Below are 22,560 nucleotides of genomic sequence, written 5' to 3'. Positions count from 1 at the left end.
TGGACGTCCTAGGCTCCACGTTCGCCCGGGTCCACCAGCCTCGCCGCGACCCGGGGCTCGACCTCGGTCAGGCCACGGGTCGCGAGCGATTCGGCCGTGGTCAGCAGCGCGCTCTGCAGCGCCGTGAGAGCGGCCTCCGCGGCGGGGACGGGTGCTCCGTTCCCGCCCCGGCACACTGCGCGGAGCAGGTAGCGACCGGCGACGGGCACGGCGGTCACGCCGCCGTGCGTGATCTGCGCGGCGGCGTGCGCCGGCAGGATCGCCGGTCCGACACCGGCGGCGAGCAGCGAGTAGACAGCGAACCGGTGGACCGCGTGGTGCTCGACCGCGGGCACGATCCCGTGCCGGGCCGCGAGCCGCGCGAAGGCGAGCGCCCGGGGCGAGCCGGCCGGCGCCCCGATCCATGCCTGACCGGTCAGTGCGGCGGGATCGACGGGTGCCGGTCGGCCCGGGGGCAGCACCAGGCGGTACTCGTCCTCGAACATCACCCGCGCGGTGACACCCGGCGGGAGCGGCGTGGGGGCCTCGCCGTCGTCCTCGACCAGCAGCACGTCGAGCTCGCCCAACCGCAGGGCCCGCAGGCCCTCCTGGCGTCCGGTCTCCACCAGCCGGGGCACCAGTGCGGGATGCGTCCGGGCGAGGTGGTGCAGTGCCGTGGTGGCGAAGTAGGTGATGGCCGGTCCGGGCAGCCCGATGGCGACCGGACCGGAGGCCGGGCCGCTCAGCGCCTCCAGCGCCCGGGCGGCATCGGCGAGCGCCTCCCGGATCCGACCGCCGACCTCCGCCAGCAGGCCGCCCGCGGCCGTCAGTTCGACGCGCCCGCCGGCACGGTCGACGAGCGGCAGGCCGACCTCCTGCTCCAGTCGCTGCAACTGCTGCGACACCGCCGACGGCGTGTGCCCGAGAGCGCGGGCGGCCGCGGCCACGCCGCCGTTCTCGGCGATCGTGCGCAGGAGCAGCAGTCGCCGCGGGTCGAGTTCCACCGTGGTCCGCCTCTCCTGCTGCCGGTCGTCGCCCCTCGGGGCCATCCTCGCAGCCCTGTCCGTTCAGAGGTCCTCCAGGTTCTCGTCCGTGACCCAGACCATCAGGCCCGCCAGGGGCGTCCCCAGCAGGCCGACGGCGACGCCGATCCACAGGGCCCAGTAACCGCTGGTGATCCGGGCCGGGCGACCGGGGTGGCCGGGGTCGATGCGCACCGCCGTCCGGTGCCCGTCGGGCCAGGCCTCGGACGCGGCGTCACGGGAGCTGTACCGGTGTCCGCCGTCACTCCAGCGGTAGGTGCACAGGTTGCCGGCGTCCCCGCGTGCCTCACAGTTCGTCACCGTCGCCGTGACCGTGAGCGTGGCGCGCCGGTCGAGGGCGTGCGCCTGGAAGAAGTAGCTCAGGCTGAAGGCGAAGACGCCCGCGAGACTCCAGAGCAGCACCCGGCTGAGCAGCGAGGCCAGCATGCCACCGCGCTGCCCCGGGCCACCCGGGCCCGGTGGCCGCGCACCGAGGACAACGCGCAGCAGCCCGGCGCCGGCACCGGCCGTCCCGGCGTCCGCGGCCGCCGTCCAACCGGCGTGCGCCACCGTGGAGCCCCATCCGGCGAACGCGGCCGCGGCGAGACCGGCGAGCACCACGGGTGTCGCGAGGCGCTGAACGGCGCGGGCACCGCCCCGCAGCACGCCCAGGAAGCTCTCGGGCCGCGAGCTGAAGGGGCGGGGGCGTCGATCCTCAATCGTCGTCATGGGGTCGAGCGTGCTGGCGTCGGAGCGACGGCACCAGCAAGCTCTGCTGCACCCGGCTTTCAGCTCCGCTTTACTGGGCTCACCACCCCCGGCTGCTCCGACGCGACGTCGACCTCCCCAACAGAACGGACACCGCACCACCCATGAACAGCCTGAGCTACCGCCTCCCCGGTCTCGCCGTCACCGACCACACCCTCGAGGTGCCACTCGACCATCAGGACCCCGCGGCCGGCAGTATCGAGGTCTTCGCCCGGGAGGTCGTGGACCCCGCGCGGGTGGGGCAGGAGCTGCCGTGGTTGCTGTACCTGCAGGGCGGCCCCGGGGGGAAGGCGCCCCGGCCGACCACGGGGAGTCCGAGCTGGCTGCGGCGTGCCCTGCGCACGCACCGCGTGCTGCTGCTGGACCAGCGCGGGACCGGGCGCAGCACGCCCGTCACCGGGCGTACCGCCGCGCGCTTCCCGAACGCGGAGGCGTTCGCCGCGTACCTCGGCCACTTCCGCGCGGACGCGATCGTCGCCGACGCCGAGGCCCTGCGGCGGGCGCTGACCGGCGGGCAACGGTGGGAGACGCTCGGTCAGAGCTACGGCGGGTTCTGCACGCTGACCTACCTGTCGCAGGCCCCGGAGGGCCTCGCCGCCTGCTACGTCACCGGCGGCCTCGCCGGCCTCGCGGCCACCGCCGAGGACGTCTACCGCGCCACCGCGCCCCGCGTCGAGGCCAAGAACGCGGCCTTCGCCGCCCGCTACCCCGCCGACCAGCTGACCCTGCGCCGCCTCGCGGAGCGCCTCGCAAAGGAGCCGGCGCGGCTGCCCGACGGGGACCTGCTGACCGTGCGACGACTGCGCTACCTCGGCTTCGCCCTCGGCACGGGCGACGGCTTCGAGCGGCTGCACTGGCTGCTGGACGAGGCGCTGGACGCCGACGGCGCGCCCACCGAGGTGTTCCTGAACGACGTGGCACAGCTGACCGGCTTCGTCGCCAACCCGCTCTTCGGCGTCCTGCACGAGTCCATCTACGCCCAGCCGGGGTCGGGCCCGACGGCCTGGGCCGCGCAGCGCGTGCTGGACTCGCTGCCGCGGTTCGCCGAGGACGCGGACCCGCTGCTGCTGACCGGCGAGATGATCCTGCCCTGGATGTTCGAGGACGTCACCGCCCTGCGCCCGTTCACGGACGCGGCTCGGATCCTGGCGGAGCGCACCGACTGGCCCGCCCTCTACGACCCGGCCCGGCTGGCGGCCAACCAGGTGCCGGTCGCGGCCGCGGTCTACTTCGACGACATGTACGTCGACGCCGGCCTCTCGCTGCGCACGGCCGCCGAGGTCGGCTCGGTGCGGGCCTGGGTGACCAACGAGTGGGAGCACGACGGCGTCCGGGCGGACGGCGAGCGCGTGCTCGGCCGGCTCATGGACATGGTCTCCGGCCGGATCTGACGCCCTTTAGGGCGTGAACGAAGATGTCCGCGTGGTAACGGGAGTGTGTTCACTTCTTGACGCGCCGCCACGGACAGCGGTTGACTCCCGCACCATGAAGCGCACCCTCGCCGCCGCCACCGCCCTGACCCTCCTGCTCGGGCTCGGGGCGGCGGGCTGCGGCAGCACGTCGGCCGCGGCCGGCCCGGGGACGAGCGTCGGCACCCCGCCGATGATCGGCCTGCTGCTGCCGGAGGACACCACCACCCGGTACGAGCAGTTCGACCGGCCGCTGTTCGAGGCCAAGGTCAAGGCCCTCGCCCCCACCGTCCAGGTGCGGTACGCCAACGCGGGCGGCAGCGCTCAGACGCAGGCGCAGCAGGTGCGCACGATGGTGAACGCCGGCGTCGCCGTCCTGGTCGTCGACGCCGAGGACTCCGCCCAGATCAAGTCCTCCCTCGAGGACGCGAAGGCGAAGGGCGTCAAGATCGTCGCCTACGACCGCCTGGCCCAGGGCCCGGTCGACGCGTACGTCTCGTTCGACAACGAGAAGGTCGGCGAGCTCCAGGGCCAGGGCCTGCTCGGCGCCATGGGCGACAAGGCCACCCCGAGCGCGAAGGTCGTCGAGATCGACGGCGACGCCGCCGACCCCAACACCCTCGACTACGAACGCGGCTTCCTGGCGGCCGTGCAGGGCCGGGTGAACATCGCCTACGACGCCTCGGGCATGTGGAAGCCGGACGTCGCCGCGCAGAAGGTCACGGCCGCGATCAACCAGCTGGGCGGGCGGAACATCGCGGGGATCTACTCGGCGAACGACGGCATGGCCGCGGGCGTCGTCAGCGCGCTGCGCGGCGCGGGCCTCACCGGCGTCCCGCTCGGCGGACAGGACGCCCAACTGGACGCGGTCCAGCGGATCGTGGCCGGCACGCAGGCCTACACGGTCTACAAGGCGTACCGCCCCGAGGCCGAGGCGGCGGCGGAGCTGGCGGTGGACCTGCTCCAGGGCCACGAGATCGTCTCGCTGGCGCCGGGGATGAAGATCAGCGAGTCCGGCGACGCCGTCCACGCGGACCTCCTGACGCCGGTGCTGCTCACCCGAGCGAACATCCGCCAGACGGTGGTGGCGGACGGGCTGTACACGGTGGGTCAGATCTGCACCGCGCAGTACGCGGCGGCGTGCAGGGCGGCGGGCCTGGAGTAGCCCTCCGGGGGCGCGGGGAACTGCGCGACAAGCCACCCAGCGCGGATGCTCCTCACCGAGCAGGGCCATCCGCACACCGTTGGATTCTCGCGCAGTTCCCCGCGCCCCCGGAGGGTTGGGGCAACTGAACGACCGCAGCGGCGATCACCAGGTCCTCCCAGGCCATGCCGACGCTCTTGAAGAGCGCCGGGCGGTCGTCCGTCGCGGTGAGGCCGCAGGAGACGAGTTCGGGCAGGTCCGCGTCGACGTCGCGGGGGCGGAGGCCCGCGAGCTCGCCGGCCTCCCGCAGCGCGGTGGCGCGGTGTTCCACCACCAGCGCGGCGCGGCCGACCAGCGTGGTGTCGACCTCGCGGGCCGTGGGCTCGTGAGCGCCGACGGCGATGACCAGCGCGCCGTCGCGGACCGCCGCACCGTCGAACAGCGGGGTGCGGGAGGTCGTGCAGCAGCAGACCACGTCCGCGTCCTCGACACGTTCAGCGCGGTCCGTCACTGCGTCGAGACCGAGACGGGACGCCAGCGTGAGCAGCTCCGCCGCCCGTCCGGGCGAGCGTGTGACGACGGTGACGCGCCGCAGCGACGGCAGCACCGCCGCCAGCGCGCGCAGGTGGGCGCGCGCCTGCGGGCCCGCGCCGAAGAGCACGAGGTGGCGAGCGTCGGCGGGCGCCAGCCGCGACGCCGCGAGCGCGGAGACCGCGGCGGTGCGCAGCTCGGTGAGGGCCGGTGCGTCCATCAGCGCGAGCGGCAGCAGGGTGTGCGCGTCGAGCAGCAGGACCCCGCCGGTGATGGTCGGCAGGCCATGGAGCGGGTTGTCCGGCGCCACCCCGGCGATCTTGACGACGGCGTAGCGGTCGTCGTGAGCGGGCATCAGCAGCAGCTCACCGCCCGGCACCGGCACCCGCGAGCGGGGCGCGGACGCGTCGGGGTCGAGGCCGCCGCGCAGGGCGGCCTCCAGGGCGGCGACCGCCGCCGCCGGGCCGAGCCGGGCGGCGACGGCCTCCGCGTCGAGCACCTGGAATCCGGGGATCATCGCAGCACGAACCCCGTGCCGAGCGCGTCCAGCGGGTCCAGCTCGAAGCGGTGGGCCCCGGTGCGGTGCGCGCTGCCGGTGATCTCGGTGACGAACCCCGCCGCCACCGTCTCCGCGACCCGCGCGGTGAAGACGCTGCCGATCACCGAACGGTGGTGCAGCTCCTCCCCCATCGGCAGCAGGCCGCGCTCGGTCAGCACCGCCAGCAGCGCGGACGTGCCGGACCCGCACGGCGAGCGGTCCACCTGGCCGTCCGCGAAGACGGTGACACTGCGCAGCGCGAGCGCGAAGCCGTCCGGGGCGGGCTCGCGCTGGTGGAGCAGCACGCCGTAGACGCCGGACAGGCGCGGGTCGCGCGGCTCGCGGGTGGCCGGGTGGCCCTCCAGCGCGGCGCGGATCTGCCGCCCGGCGCGGATCAGCTCCGGCAACGCCTCGGGCGTCGGGGCCAGCCCCAGCCGGTCGGCCGAGAGGACCGCGTAGCAGGCGCCGGCATGCGCGAGGTCCAGGCTGACCTCGCCGAAGTCGGCGGTCCGCACCTCGACCTCGAGCGCGCTCGTCCGGGCCGGGACGTTGCGGAAGGTCACCGCCCGAGTCTGCCCGCCCGCGCGCCGCACGCGCGCCGCGACACGGCCGGAGGGGACGTCGATGCGGACCGTCACCTCCCCGTCCTCGGGTGCGACGACCAGGCCGCTGTCGACGGCCCAGGCGCCGAGCGCGATCGTGCCGTGGCCGCAGGCGGTGGAGTAGCCGTCCTTGTGCCAGAACAGCACCCCGAGGTGGGCGCCGTCGTCGTCCGGCGGCACGACGAACCCGCCGTACATGTCCGCGTGGCCGCGCGGCTCGTGGCAGAGCAGGCGGCGGACGCTCTCCATCGCGGTCGGGCGCGGCGTCCCGTCCGCCTGGACGGCGATCGCCCGCCGCTCGGCGACGCTGTCGCCGGCGATCGGCACGGTGCCGGCCGGCACGATCCGGAACGGCTCGCCGGCCGTGTGGTAGTCGACGCAGTCGACGGTGGGCACCACTGTCACAACAAGAACCCCTTGGGGAACGGGTCGGTCGGGTCCAGGAAGTACTGCGCGGTCCCGGTGATCCAGGCCCGCCCGGTCACCGTCGGCACCACGGCCGGGCGTCCGGCCACGGTGGTCTCCTCGACCAGCCGCCCGAGGAAGCGCGTGCCGATGAACGACTCGTTGACGAACGCCGCGCCGAGCGCGAGCTCGCCGCGCGCGTGCAGCTGCGCCATCCGCGCGGACGTGCCGGTACCGCAGGGCGAGCGGTCGAACCATCCGGGGTGGATCGCCATCGCGTGCCGCGAGTGCGCGGCGGTGGAGCCGGGCGCGGCGAAGTAGACGTGGTGGACGCCGTGGATCCGGTCGTCCTCCGGGTGCACGGGCTCGTCCGCGCCGTTGATCGCGGCCATGGTGGCGAGGCCGGCCTTGAGGATCTGCTCCTTGGTGGCACGCTCGCGGTCGAACGGCAGGCCGTAGTCGGCGAGGTCGACGATCGCGTAGTAGTTGCCACCGAACGCGAGGTCGTAGCGGATCTCCCCGAAGCCCGGCACGTGCGTCTTGGCGTCCAGCCGCTCGCAGAACGCGGGCACGTTGGTCAGCGTCACCGCGGTCGCGGAACCGTCCGCGACGGCGACGTCGACGCTGACCAGCCCGGCCGGGGTGTCCAGCCGCACGGTGGTGACCGGCTCGGTGACCGGCACCATCCCGGTCTCGACCAGCACGGTGGCCACCCCGATGGTGCCGTGCCCGCACATGGGCAGCAGCCCGGACACCTCGATGAACAGCACCCCGTAGTCGGCGTCGGGCCGCGTCGGGGGTTGCAGGATCGCCCCGCTCATCGCGGCGTGGCCGCGGGGTTCGTACATCAGCAGCGTGCGCAGGTCGTCGAGGTGCTCCATGAAGTACACGCGGCGCTCGGCCATGGTGGATCCCGGGATGACACCGACACCACCGGTGATCACTCGGGTCGGCATGCCCTCGGTGTGGGAGTCGACGGCGTGGTAGATGTGACGGGTCTTCATCGGCTTTGCCCCCTGTGAGTTGCTTGCAACCACCTGGGGGCGCGAGGAACTGCGCGACAAGCCACCCCGCGTGGTGGGTCCCCGAACGAGCAGGGCCATCCGCACGCCGTTGGTTGCCCGCGCAGTTCCCCGCGCCCCTGCGGTACTACCGCAGTCCCTCGGCCAGAGCCTTCTCCGTGGCGAGCGTCACTGCGCTCAGGGCTTCGCCCTGAAGTGCCGAGCGCGGGGCCCTGCACGGACCCCCGTAGCGGCCGGCGAGGTCCATGGAGAGCTTGATGGCCTGGACGAACTCCGTCTTGGAGTCCCAGCGCAGCAGCGGGTGCAGCTGCCGGTAGCGGGGCAGCGCCACCGCCAGGTCGCCCGCCACCGCCGCGCGGTACAGCTCCGCGCACGCGGTCGGCAGGGCGTTGGGGTAGCCGGCGACCCAGCCCACCGCGCCTGCGAGAGCCAGCTCCAGCAGGACGTCGTCCGCGCCGATCAGCAGGTCCAGGCCGGGGGCCAGCTCGGCGATCTCGTAGGCACGGCGCACGTCGCCGCTGAACTCCTTGACGGCGACGATGTGCCCGGCCGCGTGCAGCTCGGCGAGCAGCGAGGGGGTCAGGTCGACGCGGGTGTCGTAGGGGTTGTTGTAGGCGACGACGGGCAGGCCCACCTTCGCGACCTCCGCGTAGTGCGCGAGGACCGCGTCGCGCTCCGCGCGGAACGCGTTCGGCGGGAGCTGGAGGACGGAGCCGCAGCCGGCCTCAGCGGCCTGCTCGGCCCAGCGGCGCGACTGCGCGCAACCGTACGCGGCCGTGCCGGCCATGACGCGGCTGCCGTCGCCCGCGGCCTCGACGGCGACGCGGATGACCTGCGCACGCTCGGCCTCGGTCAGCGTCTGGTACTCGCCGAGGGACCCGTTGGGGACGACCCCGTCGCAGCCGTTCTCGATGAGCCAGGCGACGTGGCGGGCGAACGCGTCGTAGTCGACCGAGCCGTCCTCGTGGAACGGCAGTGCGGTGGCGACCATGATGCCGTGCCAGGGAGCCTGGCGGTCAGGGGTGGTGACGTCGGCGGCGGTCATCGGGGTGCTCCTTGTGAGGATGGTGCGGTGGTGGACTCGGCCAGCAGGCCGAGGGGAACAGGGGTGGACAGGGGTCGGGTGGGCGCGCCGTCGTCGGCCGCGCCGCAGAGGCGGGCCACGGCCGGTCCGCACATGCGGGCCTGGCACCAGCCCATGCCCGCGCGGGTGAGGAGTTTGACGGTGCGCTGGTCGGCGGCGCCGAGTTCGGTGACGGCCTCGCGGACCTGGCCGGCCGTGACCTCCTCGCAGCGGCAGACCTCGGTGGCGTCCTCCAGCCACTCCGGCCATCCGCTGCCGGGCGCGTGCCGCGCCGCCATCAGCGCGGCGAAGGCCCGCAGCCGGGTGCGGCGGCGCAGCAGGGAGGCGGGCGCGGTCGTCTCACCGGCGAGGGCGCGACCGGCCAGCTCGCCCTCCACGATCGCGAGTTGGACGCCGCCGATGCCGGTGCTCTCCCCCGCCGCCCAGACGCCGGGGACGGTGGTGCGCTGGGCGGCGTCCACGACGAGCGCGGCGCTTCCGTCGGGCAACCGTTCGGTGGCGCAGCCGAGTTCGAGTGGGAGCTCCAACTGCGGCACGAGCCCGTGCCCGACGGCGACGGCGTCGCAGGCGATGCGCCGTTCGGTGCCGGGGAGCGGGCGCCAGGTGGCGTCGAGCCGTGCGAGGGTGACGGCCTCGACGCGGTCGGTGCCGTGGGCGGCAACGACGGCGGTGCGCGGGCCCAGCCGGACGCCGTGGCGCAGCAGGACGGCGCCGTGCTGGGCGCCCTCGACGAGCTTGCCGGGGTTGGCGGCGAGGGTGCGGGCGCCTCGGGCGTAGCCGAGGTAGCCGGCTGCCTCCGCCACGAGCGGGACCCTCGCCCCGGCCTTGACCAGCGAGGACGCGACGGCGAGCAGCAGCGGACCGCTGCCGGCGACGACCACCCGACGTCCGGGCAGGACCAGCCCGGCCTTGAGCATGGCCTGGGCGCCGCCCGCGCCGACGACTCCGGGGAGGGTCCAGCCGGGGAAGGGCAGCTGCCGCTCGTGGGCGCCGGTGGCGAAGAGGATCTGACGCGCGGTCAGCGATCGGGCCTGTCGCTGGTCCGGCCCGGTCAGCGAGCGCACGATCCAGGCACCCGACTCTCGCACCACCGACCAGACATGATGGTCCGCCAAGAAGTCGGCCTCAGCGTTCTCGACGCGGGTGAGGAGGCGGCGGAACTCAGCCCAGTGGTGGTGCAGCACCTGCGGCCGGGCGGCACGGAACGCGGCGGCGGGCTGCCGGTAGAACTGACCACCGGGCTGCGGCGCGCTGTCGAGCAGGGCCACGCGCAGGCCGCGCTCGGCGGCGGCCGCGGCGCCCGCCAGGCCGGCGGGCCCGGCGCCGATCACGGCGAGGTCGTAGAGCTCGTGCGTCTCAGCGGAGTTCGTCATGGCCGTCGCCTCTCTGCGTGCGGACCTCGGCGCCCGGCAGTACCGGGGCCAGGCAGGCGCGGACGTTGGGGACGCCGTCGAGCTCGACCAGACAGTCGTAGCAGGAGCCCATCCCGCAGAACGCGCCGCGCGGACGGTCACCGACGCGGGTGCGGCGCCAGGCGAGACGGTCCGCCTGCCACAGCGCGGCGGCGACGGTCTGGCCGGGCAGCGCGGGGACGGGCTCGCCGTCGAAGCTGAACTCGAAGCCGGGCTCGGGCCGGGCCCGGACCAGGTCGAGCGGGTTGCGCCTCACGGCTGCTCCTCCTGGAATCGTGCGGGGTCGAAGGGGGTGGGGTCCATGAACGGTTTCTCGTCGCCGAGGAGCTGGGCGATCAGGCGGCCGGTGGCGGGGGCGAGGCCGATGCCGGCGCCCTCGTGGCCGCAGGCCTGGAGCAGCCAGGGCCGGCGCGGGTCGGGGCCGATCGCGGGGAGGTGGTCGGGCAGGTAGGGGCGAAAGCCCCGGTAGGCCCGCATCACCCGCACGTCGCGCAGGACCGGGAACAGCTCGGCCGCCTGCGCGGCAAGCCGCGCGAGCACCGGCACGGCAAGACTCCGGTCGAAGCCGACCCGCTCGCGGCTGGCCCCGATCAGCACGGGCCCGGCAGCGGTCCCCTCGACCACACCCGAGCTCTGCAGGTCGGCGGAGCCGCTGGCCACGTCGGCGACGTAGTCGGCGGCGTAGACCTTGTGCCGCACCAGCGGCGGCAGCGGCTCGGTGACCAGCACGAAGCCGCGTCGCGGCAGGATCGGCAGGGCTGCCCCCGCGAGGGCGGCGATCTCGCCGCCCCAGGTCCCGGCGGCGTTGACGACCGCGCCGCAGTGCAGGGTGCCGCGCGTGTCGGTCTCCACGCGCCCCTCGGCCAGGGCCGTGACGGCGGTTCCGGCGAGGAGTTCGGCGCGGCCGGTGTCCCGCGCCGCCCGCAGCAGGGTCGCTGCCGCGAGGGCGGGTTGCACCTGGGCGTCCTGCGGGTAGAGGACTCCCCCGGCCAGTGCTGGAGCGAGGTGGGGCTCCAGCTCCCCGAGCGCGTCGGCGGGCACGGGGACGGCCTCGACGCCCGCCTCCCGCTGACGCGCGGCCAGCCCCTGGAGGGCACCCAGGGACTGGAGATCCTTGGCGACGACGAGGCCGCCCTTGGCTTCGTACTCCAGCGCGTCCGCGCCGAGGCTCTCGGCGAGCTCCCGCCACAGCCGCTGGCTCTCGAGCGCGAGCTCCAGCTCCGACCCGGGCACCTTGTCCGAGACGAGCAGGTTCCCCTCCCCGGCTCCGGTCGTCCCCCCGGCGACCGGTCCCCGATCCACGACGGCGACCGTCATCCCCCGCTCCGTGAGAGCGTGGGCACACGCGGCGCCGATCATTCCGGCGCCGATGACGACTACGTCGTAGTGAGGGCTTCTTGGCACGCTCAGTACTATGTCACACGGCATTGGCACCGCGCTAGACCTCGCCGAAGCGTGCGCGGTACTCGCTCGGAGACAGGCCTGTATGCCGACGCATCAGCGTGCGCAGGTGGGTCGCGGTGCCGACACCGCAGGTGCGGGCGACGACGTCGAACCGCTCCTGTGCCGTCCGCTCCGGACACCGCTCAGCCTTCCGGACGGCGCGGCGCGCGTCGCTGGCGCACAGGTCCGCTTTCGGGGTGGTGCGGGCACCACCTCCGGCCCGGGCACCCGGCTCACACCCGCCGGAACGACTCCCCGTCAAAGGTCCACTCCCACCCCACCTCGCCGCGCACCGGGCAGATCCCGGCCAGCGAGAACACCCCCGGCAGGTTCAGCGCGTACCCGACGCACAGGACCTCGTTCAGCAGGTCCAGGTCCTCGTCGTCGATGCGCAGCACGCCGCCCTCCTCCAACAGCAGGTCCGCCCAGGCGACCAGCGGCAGGTCCGGGTCGAAGAGGCTGCACACGGCCGTGAACTGGCCCTCGCCCGCGCCGAGCAGGAAGCCGCGCAGGGCTTCCGCGCCGTGGGCGTAGGCGATCCGTAGCAGCTGCTCGGGGAAGTCGCCGGTCAGGGCGGCCTCCGCGGTCTCGGCGAGCATGCGGTCGAGGTGACGGCGGACCACGCCGCGCTCGTGGGCGCGGTCGATCCTGAGCAGGAACTCCGCCAGTGGCTCGCCCTGCCAGCGCACCCACTCCTCCTCGGCGGCCGGGTCGGCCGTGTAGGCGTAGTGGCTGTCGCCGTCGGCGGGCGAGAGCCCCTCACGCTCGCAGAAGTCCCGGAGGTCCGCGGGCGAGAAGGCGCGCCCGCACACCTCGGCACCGTCACGGCCGAGCCCGGTCAGCATCGACTCGATGTCCCCCAGGTAGTCGGCAAAGGCGCTGTACTCGGTGCAGCCGTCCGCGCGCAGCAGCTCGAAGTCCGCACGGTTGGTGACGACCCCGACCATGGTGGGACGACGTCGCCCCGACACCGCCGGGGCGGCGCAGCGGCGGTCGCGCGGAGTGACCACGCGCGGGGTCGCCTGGCAGACGGCGGGGCGGTGGCTGCGCGGACGGGCGTGCTTGGCCATGGGAGCCTCCGAGGCTGGACGGGGTGCGAGGGTGGTTCGCTGCTCCTCGTCCTCCCCCGCCTCCGCCACCTCATGCGCACCCTGTGTCACAGGCTCGTCACCATCAGTGACCTCTAATGGCGCAACAGTGGCGCCCTGCCGCCCCCGGAAAGGGGTGCAGGGCGCCACTGTGTGTTGCTCGTGTGTTGCTCCGCAGGGACCGCGTCAGTCGCGGGCGGCCCGCAGCGAGGGCTTCAGCTCCTTCAGACGGGCCAGCAGCCCGTTGACGAAGGAGGGGGACTCGTCGGTGGAGAAGTCCTTGGCCATCTCCACGAACTCGTCCAGCACCACCGGGTCGGGAACCTCGTCCACCCAGATCAGCTCGTAGGCGCCGAGGCGCAGCACGTTGCGGTCCACGATCGGCATCCGGTCGAGCGTCCAGCCCACCGCGTAGGTGGAGATCAGGTCGTCGATCCGGGCGGCGTGGCGGCTGTAGCCCTCCACCAGGTCCTGGGTGTACTCCGGAACCTGCGGCACGCCTTCCTCACCGCTGCGGGCGCGCGCCACCCACTCGGCGAGGACCAGCGTCGGCTTCACGCCCCGGTGGTCGGCCTCGAAGATGATCTGGAAGGCCTTGGTCCTGGCCTTGTTACGCGCGGTGGCCACGGTTAGGAGTTCACCCGGCCGAGGTAGTCACCGGTGCGGGTGTCGACCTTGATCTTGTCGCCCTGGTTGATGAAGAGCGGGACGCCGACCTCGGCACCGGTCTCCAGACGCGCGGGCTTGGAGCCACCGGTGGAACGGTCGCCCTGCACGCCCGGCTCGGTGAACTCGATGACCAGCTCGACGGCGGCCGGGAGCTCGATGTAGAGCGGGGCGCCCTCGTAGACGGCCACGAGCGCGTCGAAGCCCTCGAGCAGGAACTTGGCGGCGTCGCCGACGACCGCCGGGTCGACGTGCGTCTGCTCGTAGGTGTCCATGTCCATGAACACGAACTGCTCGCCGTCCTTGTACGAGAACTGCATCGTGCGCTTGTCGACGTTGGCCGTCTCGACCTTCACGCCGGCGTTGAAGGTCTTGTCGACGACCTTGCCCGACAGCACGTGCTTCAGCTTGGTGCGCACGAACGCCGGGCCCTTGCCAGGCTTGACGTGCTGGAACTCGACGACGGACCACAGCTGGTCGTTGTCGAGCTTGAGCACCATGCCGTTCTTGAGGTCGTTGGTGGAAGCCACAGTCGCCCTAACTTCTGGATTTCGTTTGTCAAGGAACCAAGTACGCGTGTCCTGCGGCTCCCGATCCCTTGCGGGACCTGGAATCACAGGGCGAGGAGCTCCTTGGTCGTGATGGTGAGCAGCTCGGGCCCTCCGTCCTCGGAAGGACGGACGACGAGCGTGTCCTCGATCCGGACCCCGCCACGACCCGGGAGGGCTACTCCCAGTCCGACGGTGACCGGCACACGGTTCTCAAGCTTACCGAACTCCCCAGGCCAAGGTTCCAAGGCCCCCGGGCGCGGCTCCTCCTCGACGTCCAGGCCGACACCGTGCCCAACCCCCTCCTCCAGCTCCGGCGGGTACCCGCGCGCCTCCAGCACGCGCGTCGCCGCCCGCGCGCAGTCGTCCAGCGACGCGCCGACGGCGAGCGCCTCGCGCGCGGCGCGCTGCGCGGCGAAGACCACGGCGTGCAGTTCCACCTGCCAGTCCTGCGGGGCCAGGCCCACCACGAAGGTGCGGGTGGCGGAGGCCCGGTACCCCCGGTAGCAGGCCCCGAGCGAGACGGTCAGGAAGTCGCCCTCCTCGACCCGCCGGTCCCCCGGCAGGTGCCGGGCCCGGCCCGCGTGGTCCCCGGCGCCGACCCGCACCGGGAAGGCCGGGCCGTCGGCGCCGTGGTCGACCATGCGGCGCTCCAGCTCCATCGCCAGGTGCCGCTCGCTGCGGCCGACCAGGATCGACTCCAGCAGCTCACCCAGCGCCTGGTCGGCGATCTCCGCGGCGATCCGCAGGCTGGCGAGCTCCTGTTCGTCCTTGACCACCCGCAGTTGCTCCACGGAGTGGTGCAGGTCCCGCAACCGGCAGCCCGCCGCCTCGGCGACGGCCCGGTGCCGGGCGACCGTGAGGTCGTGCTCCTCCACCCCCAGCAGCGCCTCCGCCTGCGCGGCCGCGGCGATCGCGACGGCGGGGTCCTGACCGGCCGGCACGACCAGCTCCTCGAGCGCGTCGTCCCGCTCCCGCGTGGGATGCGCCACCGCGAGGAGCACGCGGTCGCGCTCCACCAACAACGCCTCGGCCCCGGCCACCCCGGTCAGCCACCGCACGTTCGCGGGCGCGCTCACCAACGCGGCATCGACCCCGGCTCCACTGCACCGCTCCCGCAGACGCTCACGCCGCTCGGCGAACACCTCACCCATGCTCCGAGGCTAGGCGCGCAAGCGCGCACTCGCGCGTCGGGAGCTCAGCCGGCGCAGCCGCCAGGGGCACGGGGACCCGCGCGAGGACAACCCGGTGCGAACGGCCCTGTGCGTGCCGGTCACCAGCTGCGCGGGTGGCTTGTCACACCCACGCGGCGCAGCCGCATATCGGCAGGGCCGCGCGCCCCTAGCGCCGCACGGCTGCCAGTACGTGGTCCAGGGCGGTTGCCGTCGCCGGGATGTCCATGCGGGAGTTGTCGATGATAGGCAGGCCCGAGCCGTACCAGCCGGACATGCGGCCGTGGATGGCGGCCACCTGCTCGTCCGGGAGGCGGCGGTGGCCGGTGCGGCGGGCGTTGCGGGCGAGGACCACGTCCAGGCCCGGGAGGAGGATGACGGGGAACAGCTGGGGGCCCACATGGCGCTTCCAGCCGCCCAGGCCCACGGCCGGGAAGTCGGGGAAGACCGCGTCGTCGATGATGCAGGAGATCCCGTTGACCAGGTAGTTCCGCGCGGCGAAGCCGCAGGTGCGGCGGGCGAGGCGGTACTGGCCCTCGGACTGGTCGTTCCAGCCCGCCTGGGGGCCCGCGAAGCCGGCGCGGACCCACTCGCGGACGTCGTCGAGGCTGATGTGGGCCGTCGTGGTGGGCCGCCGGTCGGCCCAGTGGCGGGCGACCGAGGTCTTGCCCGCGCCGGCGGGCCCGATCAGGAGGATCGCCAGCGCCCCGCCCGGGACGGGCGTGGGAACGGCCGCGGGCGGGGGCGTGGGCAGCACGAAGTGGCCCGTCGCCGCGGACTCCGGCAGGGCCCGCAGGGACAGCGTCGCCCGCGGCGGGCCCGCCGCGGGCTGCTGCGGCAGGCTGCCGCCGTAGTAGTCGCTGTGGCGCTCTGACATCCGGTCACCTCCCGGAGGACGACGATACCGCGCCTCCGGGAGGTGACCAGATCACGCGTCGGACTGGACCTCAGGAAGCCAGCGCCCGCAGCGCCAGCTCGTAGGAGCCGATGCCGAATCCGGCGATCGTGCCGCTGGCCACCGCCGAGATGACCGACAGGTGCCGGAACTCCTCCCGCGCGTGCGGGTTGGAGATGTGCACCTCGATCAGCGGTGCCGTGCGCTGCGACGCGGCGTCGCGCATGCCGTAGGAGTAGTGCGTGAACGCGCCCGGGTTGATCACGACCGGGAGCTTGCCGTCGGCCGCCTCGTGCAGCCAGCGGATCATCTCGCCCTCGTCGTTGGTCTCGCGCACCTCGACCTCGAAGCCCAGCTCCGCGCCGAGCTTCGTGCAGCGTTCCACCAGCCCGGCGTAGGAGGTCGCGCCGTAGACGTCGGGCTCCCGCGAGCCGAGCCGGCCCAGGTTCGGGCCGTTCAGCACCAGGACCTTCTGCGGCGCGTCGCTCACTCCGCCACCTCCGCGTACGCGGCCACCAGCAGCGACGGGTCCGGGGCCTCCAGGATCGCGGGCTTGGCCAGGCCGTCCAGGACGATGAAGCGCAGGCGGTCGGCGCGGGACTTCTTGTCCAGCTTCATCGCCTCCAGCAACTTCGGCCAGGCGTCGGCCCTGTACGTCAGCGGCAGACCCACCGACTTGAGCACGCTCTTGTGCCGCTCGGCCGTCTCGTCGTCCAACCGGCCCGCCAGGCGGCCCAGTTCGGCGGCGAAGACCATGCCGACGCTGACGGCCGCGCCGTGACGCCACTTGTAGCGCTCGTTGCGCTCGATCGCGTGGGCGAGCGTGTGGCCGTAGTTGAGGATCTCGCGCAGGCCGGACTCGCGCAGGTCGTTGGAGACGACCTCCGCCTTGACCTTGATCGAGCGCTCGATCAGCTCGGCGGTGTGCGGGCCGTCGGGCGTACGGGCCGCCTCCGGGTCCGCCTCGACCAGGTCGAGGATGACCGGGTCGGCGATGAAGCCGGTCTTGATGACCTCGGCCAGCCCGCTGACGTAGTCGTGCTTCGGCAGGGTCTGCAGCGTGTCCAGGTCCACCAGCACGCCAACCGGCGGGTGGAACGCGCCGACGAGGTTCTTGCCCTCGGCGATGTTGATGCCGGTCTTGCCGCCGACCGCCGCGTCGACCATGCCGAGCAGCGTCGTCGGCATGGAGACCCAGCGCACGCCGCGCAGCCAGGTGGCCGCGACGAAGCCCGCGAGGTCGGTGGTGGCACCGCCGCCGACACCGACGACGACGTCGGTGCGGGTGAAGCCGGTCTGGCCCAGCACCGACCAGCAGTAGGCGGCGACCTCGGCCGACTTGGCCTCCTCCGCGTTCGGCACCTGCAGCGCGATGGCCTCGTAGCCCTGCGCGGCCAGGTCGTCGCGGATCGCCTCACCGGTCGCGGACAGCGCCTCGGGGTGGATCACGGCGACGCGCTGCGCGGCGTTGCCGATCAACCCGGGCAGCTCGCCCAGCAGCTGATGCCCGATCAGCACGTCGTACGGGTCCGCCCCGCCGCTCGCGCCGACACGGATACGAGTGATCTCTGTGCTCACGACTTGCTCAGCTCCAGTGCGTCCAGGACCGCGTCGGCCACCTGATCAGGCGTCAACCCGGCCGTGCTCACCACCGCTCGGGCCACCCGGGTGTACACCGGGCGGCGCTTCTCCATCAGTTCACGCCAGCGGGCGCGCGGATTGCCCACCAGCAGCGGACGCGGGGCGTCCAGGCCGACGCGCTTGACCGCGTCGTGCAGGTCGACGTCGAGGAAGACCACGGGCAGGCCGCTCAGCAGTTCCTCGGTCTCCGCGCGCATGACGGCACCGCCGCCGAGCGCCAGCACACCCGCGTGCTCGGCGACGGCGGTCCGCACCGCCGCCGCCTCCAGCGCACGGAAGTGCGGCTCGCCCTCGTCGACGAAGATGTCCGCGATCGGCTTGCCCGCCGAGGCGACGATGTCGGCGTCCGTGTCCCGGAAGCCGACACCGAGGCGTTCCGCGAGCAGCACACCCACCGAGCTCTTACCGGCCCCGGGCGGACCGACCAGAATGACAGCGGGGTGGGCCACTACTTCACGACCAGGTTCTCGAGGTAGCCCTGCACGTTGCGGCGGGTCTCGGAGACGTTGTCGCCGCCGAACTTCTCGTTGACGGCGTCGGCCAGCACCAGCGCGACCATCGCCTCGGCGACGATGCCGGCCGCCGGCACGGCACACACGTCGGAACGCTGGTGGTGCGCCTTGGCGGCCTCACCGGTGCGGGTGTCGATGGTGGCCAGCGCGCGCGGCACGGTCGCGATCGGCTTCATGGCGGCCCGGACGCGCAGCAGCTCGCCAGTGGTCAGACCACCCTCGGTGCCGCCGGAGCGACCGGAGAGCCGGCGCACGCCCTCGGCCGTGTTGACGATCTCGTCGTGGGCCTGCGAGCCGGGGATGCGGGCCAGCTCGAAGCCGTCGCCGACCTCGACGCCCTTGATCGCCTGGATGCCCATCAGCGCGGCCGCGAGGCGCGCGTCGAGCCGGCGGTCCCAGTGCACGTGCGAACCGAGGCCCACCGGCACGCCGTAGGCCAGCACCTCGACGACGCCGCCGAGGGTGTCGCCGTCCTTGTGGGCCTGGTCGATCTCGGCGACCATCGCCTTCGACGCGTCCGCGTCCAGGCAGCGCACCGGGTCCTCGTCGAGGCGCGCCTCGTCGGAGGGGAGCGGCAGCACGCCGGCCGGGGCCTTGGCGGCGGCGAGCTCGACGACGTGCGAGACGATCTCGATCCCGCAGGTCTCCTTCAGGTACGAGCGGGCGATGGCTCCGAGCGCGACACGCGCGGCGGTCTCGCGCGCGGAGGCGCGCTCCAGGATCGGCCGGGCCTCGTCGAGGGAGTACTTCTGCATGCCCGCGAGGTCGGCGTGGCCGGGGCGTGGACGGGTCAGCGCCTCGTTGCGGGCCAGGCCCGCGAGGATCTCCGGGTCGACCGGGTCGGCCGACATGACCTGCTCCCACTTGGGCCACTCGGTGTTGCCCACCATGACCGCGACGGGCGAGCCGAGGGTCTGTCCGTGCCGGACACCGCCGAGGAACGTCACGACGTCCTGCTCGAACTTCATCCGCGCGCCGCGACCATAACCGAGGCGACGCCGAGCGAGCGCGTCGGCGACCATCTCCGTGGTCACGGGCACCCCGGCCGGGAGCCCCTCCAGCGTCGCGACCAGTGCCGGGCCGTGCGACTCCCCGGCCGTCAGCCAGCGCAGCGTTCCCAAGGGTGTGCTCCTATCCCGCTCGTGCAGATGACTATCCCTTGACGTGATCCTCCCACGACGCACCGGCAGGGGCAGAATCCGTCCAGCACGCGGGCACGCCGCAGTTGGCCAGTGGCGAGCAGCCATGCACGACCCAGGGGCGCGGGGCTGTGCCGATACGCGGCTCCTCCCCCAGCCTTCGTCCGGGCGGTGCCCCCTCCGGCGTGCGGATGGTCCTCAACGTTCAGGGCCGTCGGCACGCCGGTGGGTTTCTCGCGCCCGCAGTCGATCAAGCAGAGCCCCGCGCCCCCGGAGGGTGCAGCTAAAGGGCGGCCTGACCTGCGGCGCGCATCGCGCGGACGACGTCGGCGTCCGGCAGGCCGGTGAACGCGCGGAACTGGAGAACCGCCTGGTGGACCAGGAGGTCGAGGCCGCCCAGGACCACCCCGCCCTCCCGCTGCCAGGCAGCGGCCAGCGGGGTCGGCCACGGGTGGTACAGCACGTCGAAGAGCGCGCCCGGCTCCGCGGGGACCGCCCCCGCCAGGTGGTCCGTGGAGCCGGCCGGGGTCGTGGAGACGACCAGCTCCGCGTCGAACGCCTCGGCCGCGCGGTCCCAGTCCTCCGGGACGACATCCACGCCGAGGCGGTCGCCCAGCGCCCGCATCTGCGCGGCCCGCTCCGCGCCGCGCACGAACGCCAGCACCGGCCCGTCGCAGAGCTGCCCGACCGCCGCCAGCGCCGAGGACGCGGTCGCACCCGCGCCGAGCACCGCCGCGCTGCCGACCTTCTCCACGCCGCGCTCGCGCAGCGCGGCGACGAGGCCCGGCACGTCGGTGTTGTCGCCGGTGCGGCGACCGTCGGCGTGGAAGACGACGGTGTTGACCGCGTCGACCGCGAGCGCGTCCGAGGAGACCTCGTCCAGCAGCGGGATGACGGCCCGCTTCAGCGGCATGGTCAGCGACAGGCCCGCCCAGCCCTCGCCCTCCACGTCCAGGCCGGCCAGGAAGCCGGGCAGCCCGGCCTCGTCGACCTCGAAGCGGCCGTACTGCCACTCCCCCTCAAGGCCCAGCGCCGCGTACGCGGCGTTGTGCAGCACCGGCGAGAGCGAGTGCGCGATGGGCGAGCCGAGGACCGCCGCCCGCCTCACTGGCACTGTCCCGACGTGCGGTTGACGTGCTGGCCGTGCTTCTCGCAGTAGGTGTTGACGTCGTCGAGGAACTGGGCCCAGGTGGCGGAGAAGGCGGTGTTGTTGCTGTCGATCGCCACGAAGTACGCCCAGTCACCCTGTGTCGGGTTCAGCACCGCCTGGATCGCCTGCGCGCCCGGGTTGTCGATCGGCGTCGGCGGGAGGCCCTTGACGACATAGGTGTTGTAGCCGGCCTGGGACTGCGCCTTCTCCGCGTTGGTGAAGGTCTTGCGCCCCAGGTAGTACTGGATCGTGGTGTCCAGCCCGAGTCGTCCGTAGGTCACGTTCGTGTTCAGGCGGTTGTAGAGGACGCGGGCGATCTTGCCGAAGTCGGCGGTGTTGTTGCCCTCCGCCTGGAGGATGCTCGCCTCGGTCAGCACCGCGTAGGCGTTGTCCAGGTGGACGCCCTGGCCGGCCGAGTCCAGGTTGAGCGCCTGGATCTGGGTCTTGGTGTTCTGGACCATCTGCTGGAGCAGGGCGATCGGCTTCATGTTGGCGGCGATCGAGTAGCGCGTGGGCCACAGGAAGCCCTCGGGGTTGCCCTTCGCCTCGGCCGGCAGGCCCAGCTGCGCGACGTCGTCCTTGGCGGCCTTGGCAGTGGTCCCGGCAGGGAGCTTCAGCTTCGTGTCGATCATCGAGTAGATCGTCTTCGCGGTCGACCCCTCCGGGAAGGTGATCACCTCACCGCCCTGCGAGCTCTCCAGTGCCTTGAGCGCCGAGGCCGCCGACATCCTGAGCTTCAGCTCGTAGTAGCCGGGCTGGATGGTCGACGCCTTCGCGAGGTCGCCATTGTAGGCGTTGACGAAGGCCTGCGCCGACTCGACGACACCTGCCGCCTTGAGGGTGTTTCCGATGACCCAGCCGGTCGCGCCCAGCGGAACCTGCACCTGGACGTCGGTGGTGCCGTCCCCGGTGAAGTCCGCGGCGGCACTGCGGTTCTTGTACCAGTCGTAGGCGAAGTAGCCACCGCCGCCGAGGGCAACGACCAGCAGCAGGGAGACGCCCAGGCAGGCGATCCCGCTGCGCTTGCGCTCCGTGCGGCCCTTGGCCTTGTCCTTGCGGCGGCCGCTGCGGCTCTCGTCCTCGTCGGAGAGGAACTGGACGTACTCCTCCTCGCCCTCCTCTCGCTCCTCGACGTAGACGTCCTCGTCCGAGTGGTAGCCGTGGTGCCCGTCGGTGTCCTCGGCCGGGGCCTCGCCGCGCGCCTCGGCCTCCATGCGGGCCGCCTCGGCGACCCAGTCGATGCCGTCCGGCCCGGGGCCGGACGGCGGCGGGGTCTGCGGGCGCGGGCGCTGCGGCGGCTGCTGGCCGTAGGGGGCCTGCGGCGGCTGACCGGGCTGCCGGTACTGCGGCTGACCCGGCTGCCCGGGGTAGGGCTGCTGCTGGGGCTGACCCGGCTGCCCGGGGTAGGGCTGCTGCTGGGGCTGACCGGGATAGACCGGCTGCTGGCCGGTGCCGTAGGGGCCGTGGGGCGCGCCGCCGGGGTACTGGGGCTGACCTGGCTGCCCGGGGTAGGGCTGCTGCGGCTGACCGTACTGCGGCTGCGGCGGCTGCTGCCCGTACGGGTACGGCTGCTGCGGTTGCTGACCCTGCGGCTGCTGCGGCTGCTGTCCGTAGGGGTAGGGGGCCTGGGGCGGGTAACCGCCCTGCCCGCCGTACGAGCCGGCCTGGCCCCACGGTTCGGAGCCGTAGCCCCGGCCCTGGTCGGTCATGCGTCCCCTCGGGATCAGCGGATATTCGGATTCGGCACTGAATCGAACCGACGTGCCCATGGGCGCCGCCGTGGACGGAACGTTACCTGACCGACGCCAACCGGAGGCGGCGGCCACGTTCACGCCACGCAGAGCTTCACATGAGGTCGCTCACAGTGACGAAGGGGGCCCACCGGATGGTGGACCCCCTTGATTCGGCGTCAGCCTACAGCTCCTCGGCCGCCGGCTCGACAGTTTCCCCGGGAGGACGTCCGCTCGTCTTCTCGGTCTCCAGGGCGCTCTGGAGGATGACCACGGCCGCGGCCTGGTCGATCCGCGAGCGGCCCTGCTTCGCCTTCACTCCTGCCGCGCGCATGCCGGCCGCCGCGCTGACGGTCGTCATCCGCTCGTCGACCAGGCGCACCGGCACCGGGTACACCCGGAACGCCAGCCGTGCCGCGTACTCGCGGACCTTGGCGGCGGCCGGGCCCTCACGGCCGCTGAGCGAGCGCGGGAGCCCGACCACGACCTCGATCGCCTCGTACTCCGCGACGATCGCGGTCAGCCGTCCGAGTGACTTCTTGCCCGCCGGGACCGTCTCCACCGGGGTGGCCAGCAGCCCGTCGGGGTCGCAGGAGGCGACCCCGATCCGGGCGTCACCGACGTCCACCGCGATCCGGCGCCCCCGGCGCATCTCACTCA

The 22,560-nt window shown here is 73.4% G+C and carries 23 protein-coding genes; 2 read left to right on the top strand and 21 right to left on the bottom strand.

Annotated elements, in window-relative coordinates; all coding sequences use genetic code 11:
• Positions 1 to 8 precede the first annotated feature (8 nt).
• On the bottom strand, positions 9 to 983 hold the full coding sequence (locus ABH931_RS14705; protein WP_370113173.1) for a LysR family transcriptional regulator: 975 nt from the start codon (positions 981 to 983) through the stop codon (positions 9 to 11).
• A gap of 63 nt (positions 984 to 1,046) precedes the next feature.
• Positions 1,047 to 1,730, bottom strand: a complete 684-nt coding sequence (locus ABH931_RS14700; protein ID WP_370113171.1) for a DUF3592 domain-containing protein — start codon at positions 1,728 to 1,730, stop codon at positions 1,047 to 1,049.
• A 143-nt stretch (positions 1,731 to 1,873) separates the two neighbouring features.
• Here ABH931_RS14700 and ABH931_RS14695 point away from each other — a divergent pair, with 143 nt between their 5' ends.
• Complete coding sequence (locus ABH931_RS14695; RefSeq protein ID WP_370113169.1) at positions 1,874 to 3,160, top strand: alpha/beta fold hydrolase; 1,287 nt, start codon at positions 1,874 to 1,876, stop codon at positions 3,158 to 3,160.
• Positions 3,161 to 3,254: 94 nt separating this feature from the next.
• Entirely contained in the window at positions 3,255 to 4,343 is a 1,089-nt protein-coding gene (locus ABH931_RS14690) for a sugar ABC transporter substrate-binding protein (RefSeq protein ID WP_370113167.1), read from the top strand.
• Positions 4,344 to 4,395: 52 nt separating this feature from the next.
• Here the strand turns inward: ABH931_RS14690 and ABH931_RS14685 are convergent, their stop codons facing one another.
• The 19 genes from ABH931_RS14685 to ruvX form a co-directional block, all read right to left on the bottom strand.
• A complete protein-coding gene (locus tag ABH931_RS14685) occupies positions 4,396 to 5,370 on the bottom strand; it encodes an ornithine cyclodeaminase family protein (protein ID WP_370113165.1) in 975 nt (324 codons plus the stop codon).
• Positions 5,367 to 6,398 (bottom strand): proline racemase family protein, encoded by a 1,032-nt coding sequence (locus tag ABH931_RS14680; protein ID WP_370113163.1) that lies wholly within the window; start codon positions 6,396 to 6,398, stop codon positions 5,367 to 5,369. Before ABH931_RS14680 ends, ABH931_RS14685 begins: the two co-directional genes overlap by 4 nt.
• Complete coding sequence (locus ABH931_RS14675; protein ID WP_370113161.1) at positions 6,395 to 7,402, bottom strand: proline racemase family protein; 1,008 nt, start codon at positions 7,400 to 7,402, stop codon at positions 6,395 to 6,397. The genes ABH931_RS14680 and ABH931_RS14675 overlap by 4 nt, the downstream gene beginning before the upstream one ends.
• Before the next feature lie 145 nt (positions 7,403 to 7,547).
• Positions 7,548 to 8,465, bottom strand: coding sequence for a dihydrodipicolinate synthase family protein (locus tag ABH931_RS14670; RefSeq protein WP_370113159.1), 918 nt, complete (start codon positions 8,463 to 8,465; stop codon positions 7,548 to 7,550).
• Positions 8,462 to 9,877, bottom strand: a complete 1,416-nt coding sequence (locus ABH931_RS14665) for an NAD(P)/FAD-dependent oxidoreductase (RefSeq protein WP_370113158.1) — start codon at positions 9,875 to 9,877, stop codon at positions 8,462 to 8,464. Before ABH931_RS14665 ends, ABH931_RS14670 begins: the two co-directional genes overlap by 4 nt.
• Positions 9,861 to 10,172 (bottom strand): (2Fe-2S)-binding protein, encoded by a 312-nt coding sequence (locus ABH931_RS14660; protein ID WP_370113157.1) that lies wholly within the window; start codon positions 10,170 to 10,172, stop codon positions 9,861 to 9,863. Before ABH931_RS14660 ends, ABH931_RS14665 begins: the two co-directional genes overlap by 17 nt.
• Positions 10,169 to 11,344 (bottom strand): NAD(P)/FAD-dependent oxidoreductase, encoded by a 1,176-nt coding sequence (locus ABH931_RS14655; protein WP_370113155.1) that lies wholly within the window; start codon positions 11,342 to 11,344, stop codon positions 10,169 to 10,171. The genes ABH931_RS14660 and ABH931_RS14655 overlap by 4 nt, the downstream gene beginning before the upstream one ends.
• Before the next feature lie 248 nt (positions 11,345 to 11,592).
• The gene (locus tag ABH931_RS14650; protein ID WP_370113153.1) at positions 11,593 to 12,429 is read right to left on the bottom strand and encodes a hypothetical protein; all 837 of its coding nucleotides are present in this window, start codon (positions 12,427 to 12,429) and stop codon (positions 11,593 to 11,595) included.
• A 204-nt stretch (positions 12,430 to 12,633) separates the two neighbouring features.
• Positions 12,634 to 13,074, bottom strand: coding sequence for a transcription antitermination factor NusB (gene nusB / locus ABH931_RS14645; protein WP_370113151.1), 441 nt, complete (start codon positions 13,072 to 13,074; stop codon positions 12,634 to 12,636).
• A 2-nt stretch (positions 13,075 to 13,076) separates the two neighbouring features.
• The gene (gene efp / locus ABH931_RS14640) at positions 13,077 to 13,643 is read right to left on the bottom strand and encodes an elongation factor P (protein WP_370113149.1); all 567 of its coding nucleotides are present in this window, start codon (positions 13,641 to 13,643) and stop codon (positions 13,077 to 13,079) included.
• 83 nt (positions 13,644 to 13,726) lie between these two features.
• On the bottom strand, positions 13,727 to 14,815 hold the full coding sequence (locus ABH931_RS14635) for a M24 family metallopeptidase (protein WP_370113147.1): 1,089 nt from the start codon (positions 14,813 to 14,815) through the stop codon (positions 13,727 to 13,729).
• Between the two features lie 187 nt (positions 14,816 to 15,002).
• Positions 15,003 to 15,710 carry an AAA family ATPase gene (locus tag ABH931_RS14630; protein ID WP_370113145.1) on the bottom strand — a complete coding sequence of 236 codons (708 nt, stop codon included), beginning with the start codon at positions 15,708 to 15,710 and terminating at the stop codon, positions 15,003 to 15,005.
• Between the two features lie 70 nt (positions 15,711 to 15,780).
• Positions 15,781 to 16,218, bottom strand: a complete 438-nt coding sequence (aroQ, locus tag ABH931_RS14625) for a type II 3-dehydroquinate dehydratase (RefSeq protein WP_370113144.1) — start codon at positions 16,216 to 16,218, stop codon at positions 15,781 to 15,783.
• Complete coding sequence (gene aroB, locus ABH931_RS14620) at positions 16,215 to 17,306, bottom strand: 3-dehydroquinate synthase (RefSeq protein ID WP_370113142.1); 1,092 nt, start codon at positions 17,304 to 17,306, stop codon at positions 16,215 to 16,217. The genes aroQ and aroB overlap by 4 nt, the downstream gene beginning before the upstream one ends.
• A complete protein-coding gene (locus ABH931_RS14615; protein WP_370113140.1) occupies positions 17,303 to 17,818 on the bottom strand; it encodes a shikimate kinase in 516 nt (171 codons plus the stop codon). Before ABH931_RS14615 ends, aroB begins: the two co-directional genes overlap by 4 nt.
• Complete coding sequence (gene aroC, locus ABH931_RS14610; RefSeq protein WP_370113138.1) at positions 17,818 to 19,002, bottom strand: chorismate synthase; 1,185 nt, start codon at positions 19,000 to 19,002, stop codon at positions 17,818 to 17,820. The genes ABH931_RS14615 and aroC overlap by 1 nt, the downstream gene beginning before the upstream one ends.
• A gap of 301 nt (positions 19,003 to 19,303) precedes the next feature.
• The gene (locus ABH931_RS14605; RefSeq protein WP_370113136.1) at positions 19,304 to 20,128 is read right to left on the bottom strand and encodes a shikimate dehydrogenase; all 825 of its coding nucleotides are present in this window, start codon (positions 20,126 to 20,128) and stop codon (positions 19,304 to 19,306) included.
• Positions 20,125 to 21,879 carry an endolytic transglycosylase MltG gene (gene mltG / locus ABH931_RS14600; protein WP_370113134.1) on the bottom strand — a complete coding sequence of 585 codons (1,755 nt, stop codon included), beginning with the start codon at positions 21,877 to 21,879 and terminating at the stop codon, positions 20,125 to 20,127. The genes ABH931_RS14605 and mltG overlap by 4 nt, the downstream gene beginning before the upstream one ends.
• Positions 21,880 to 22,084: 205 nt before the next feature.
• A complete protein-coding gene (gene ruvX / locus ABH931_RS14595) occupies positions 22,085 to 22,552 on the bottom strand; it encodes a Holliday junction resolvase RuvX (RefSeq protein ID WP_370113259.1) in 468 nt (155 codons plus the stop codon).
• Positions 22,553 to 22,560 lie beyond the last annotated feature (8 nt).

Source organism: Streptacidiphilus sp. MAP12-33, assembly GCF_041261265.1.
Taxonomy (GTDB): domain Bacteria; phylum Actinomycetota; class Actinomycetes; order Streptomycetales; family Streptomycetaceae; genus Streptacidiphilus.
Note: the sequence above shows the minus strand (reverse complement) of the source record. Positions and strands in the feature narration are given on the sequence as shown.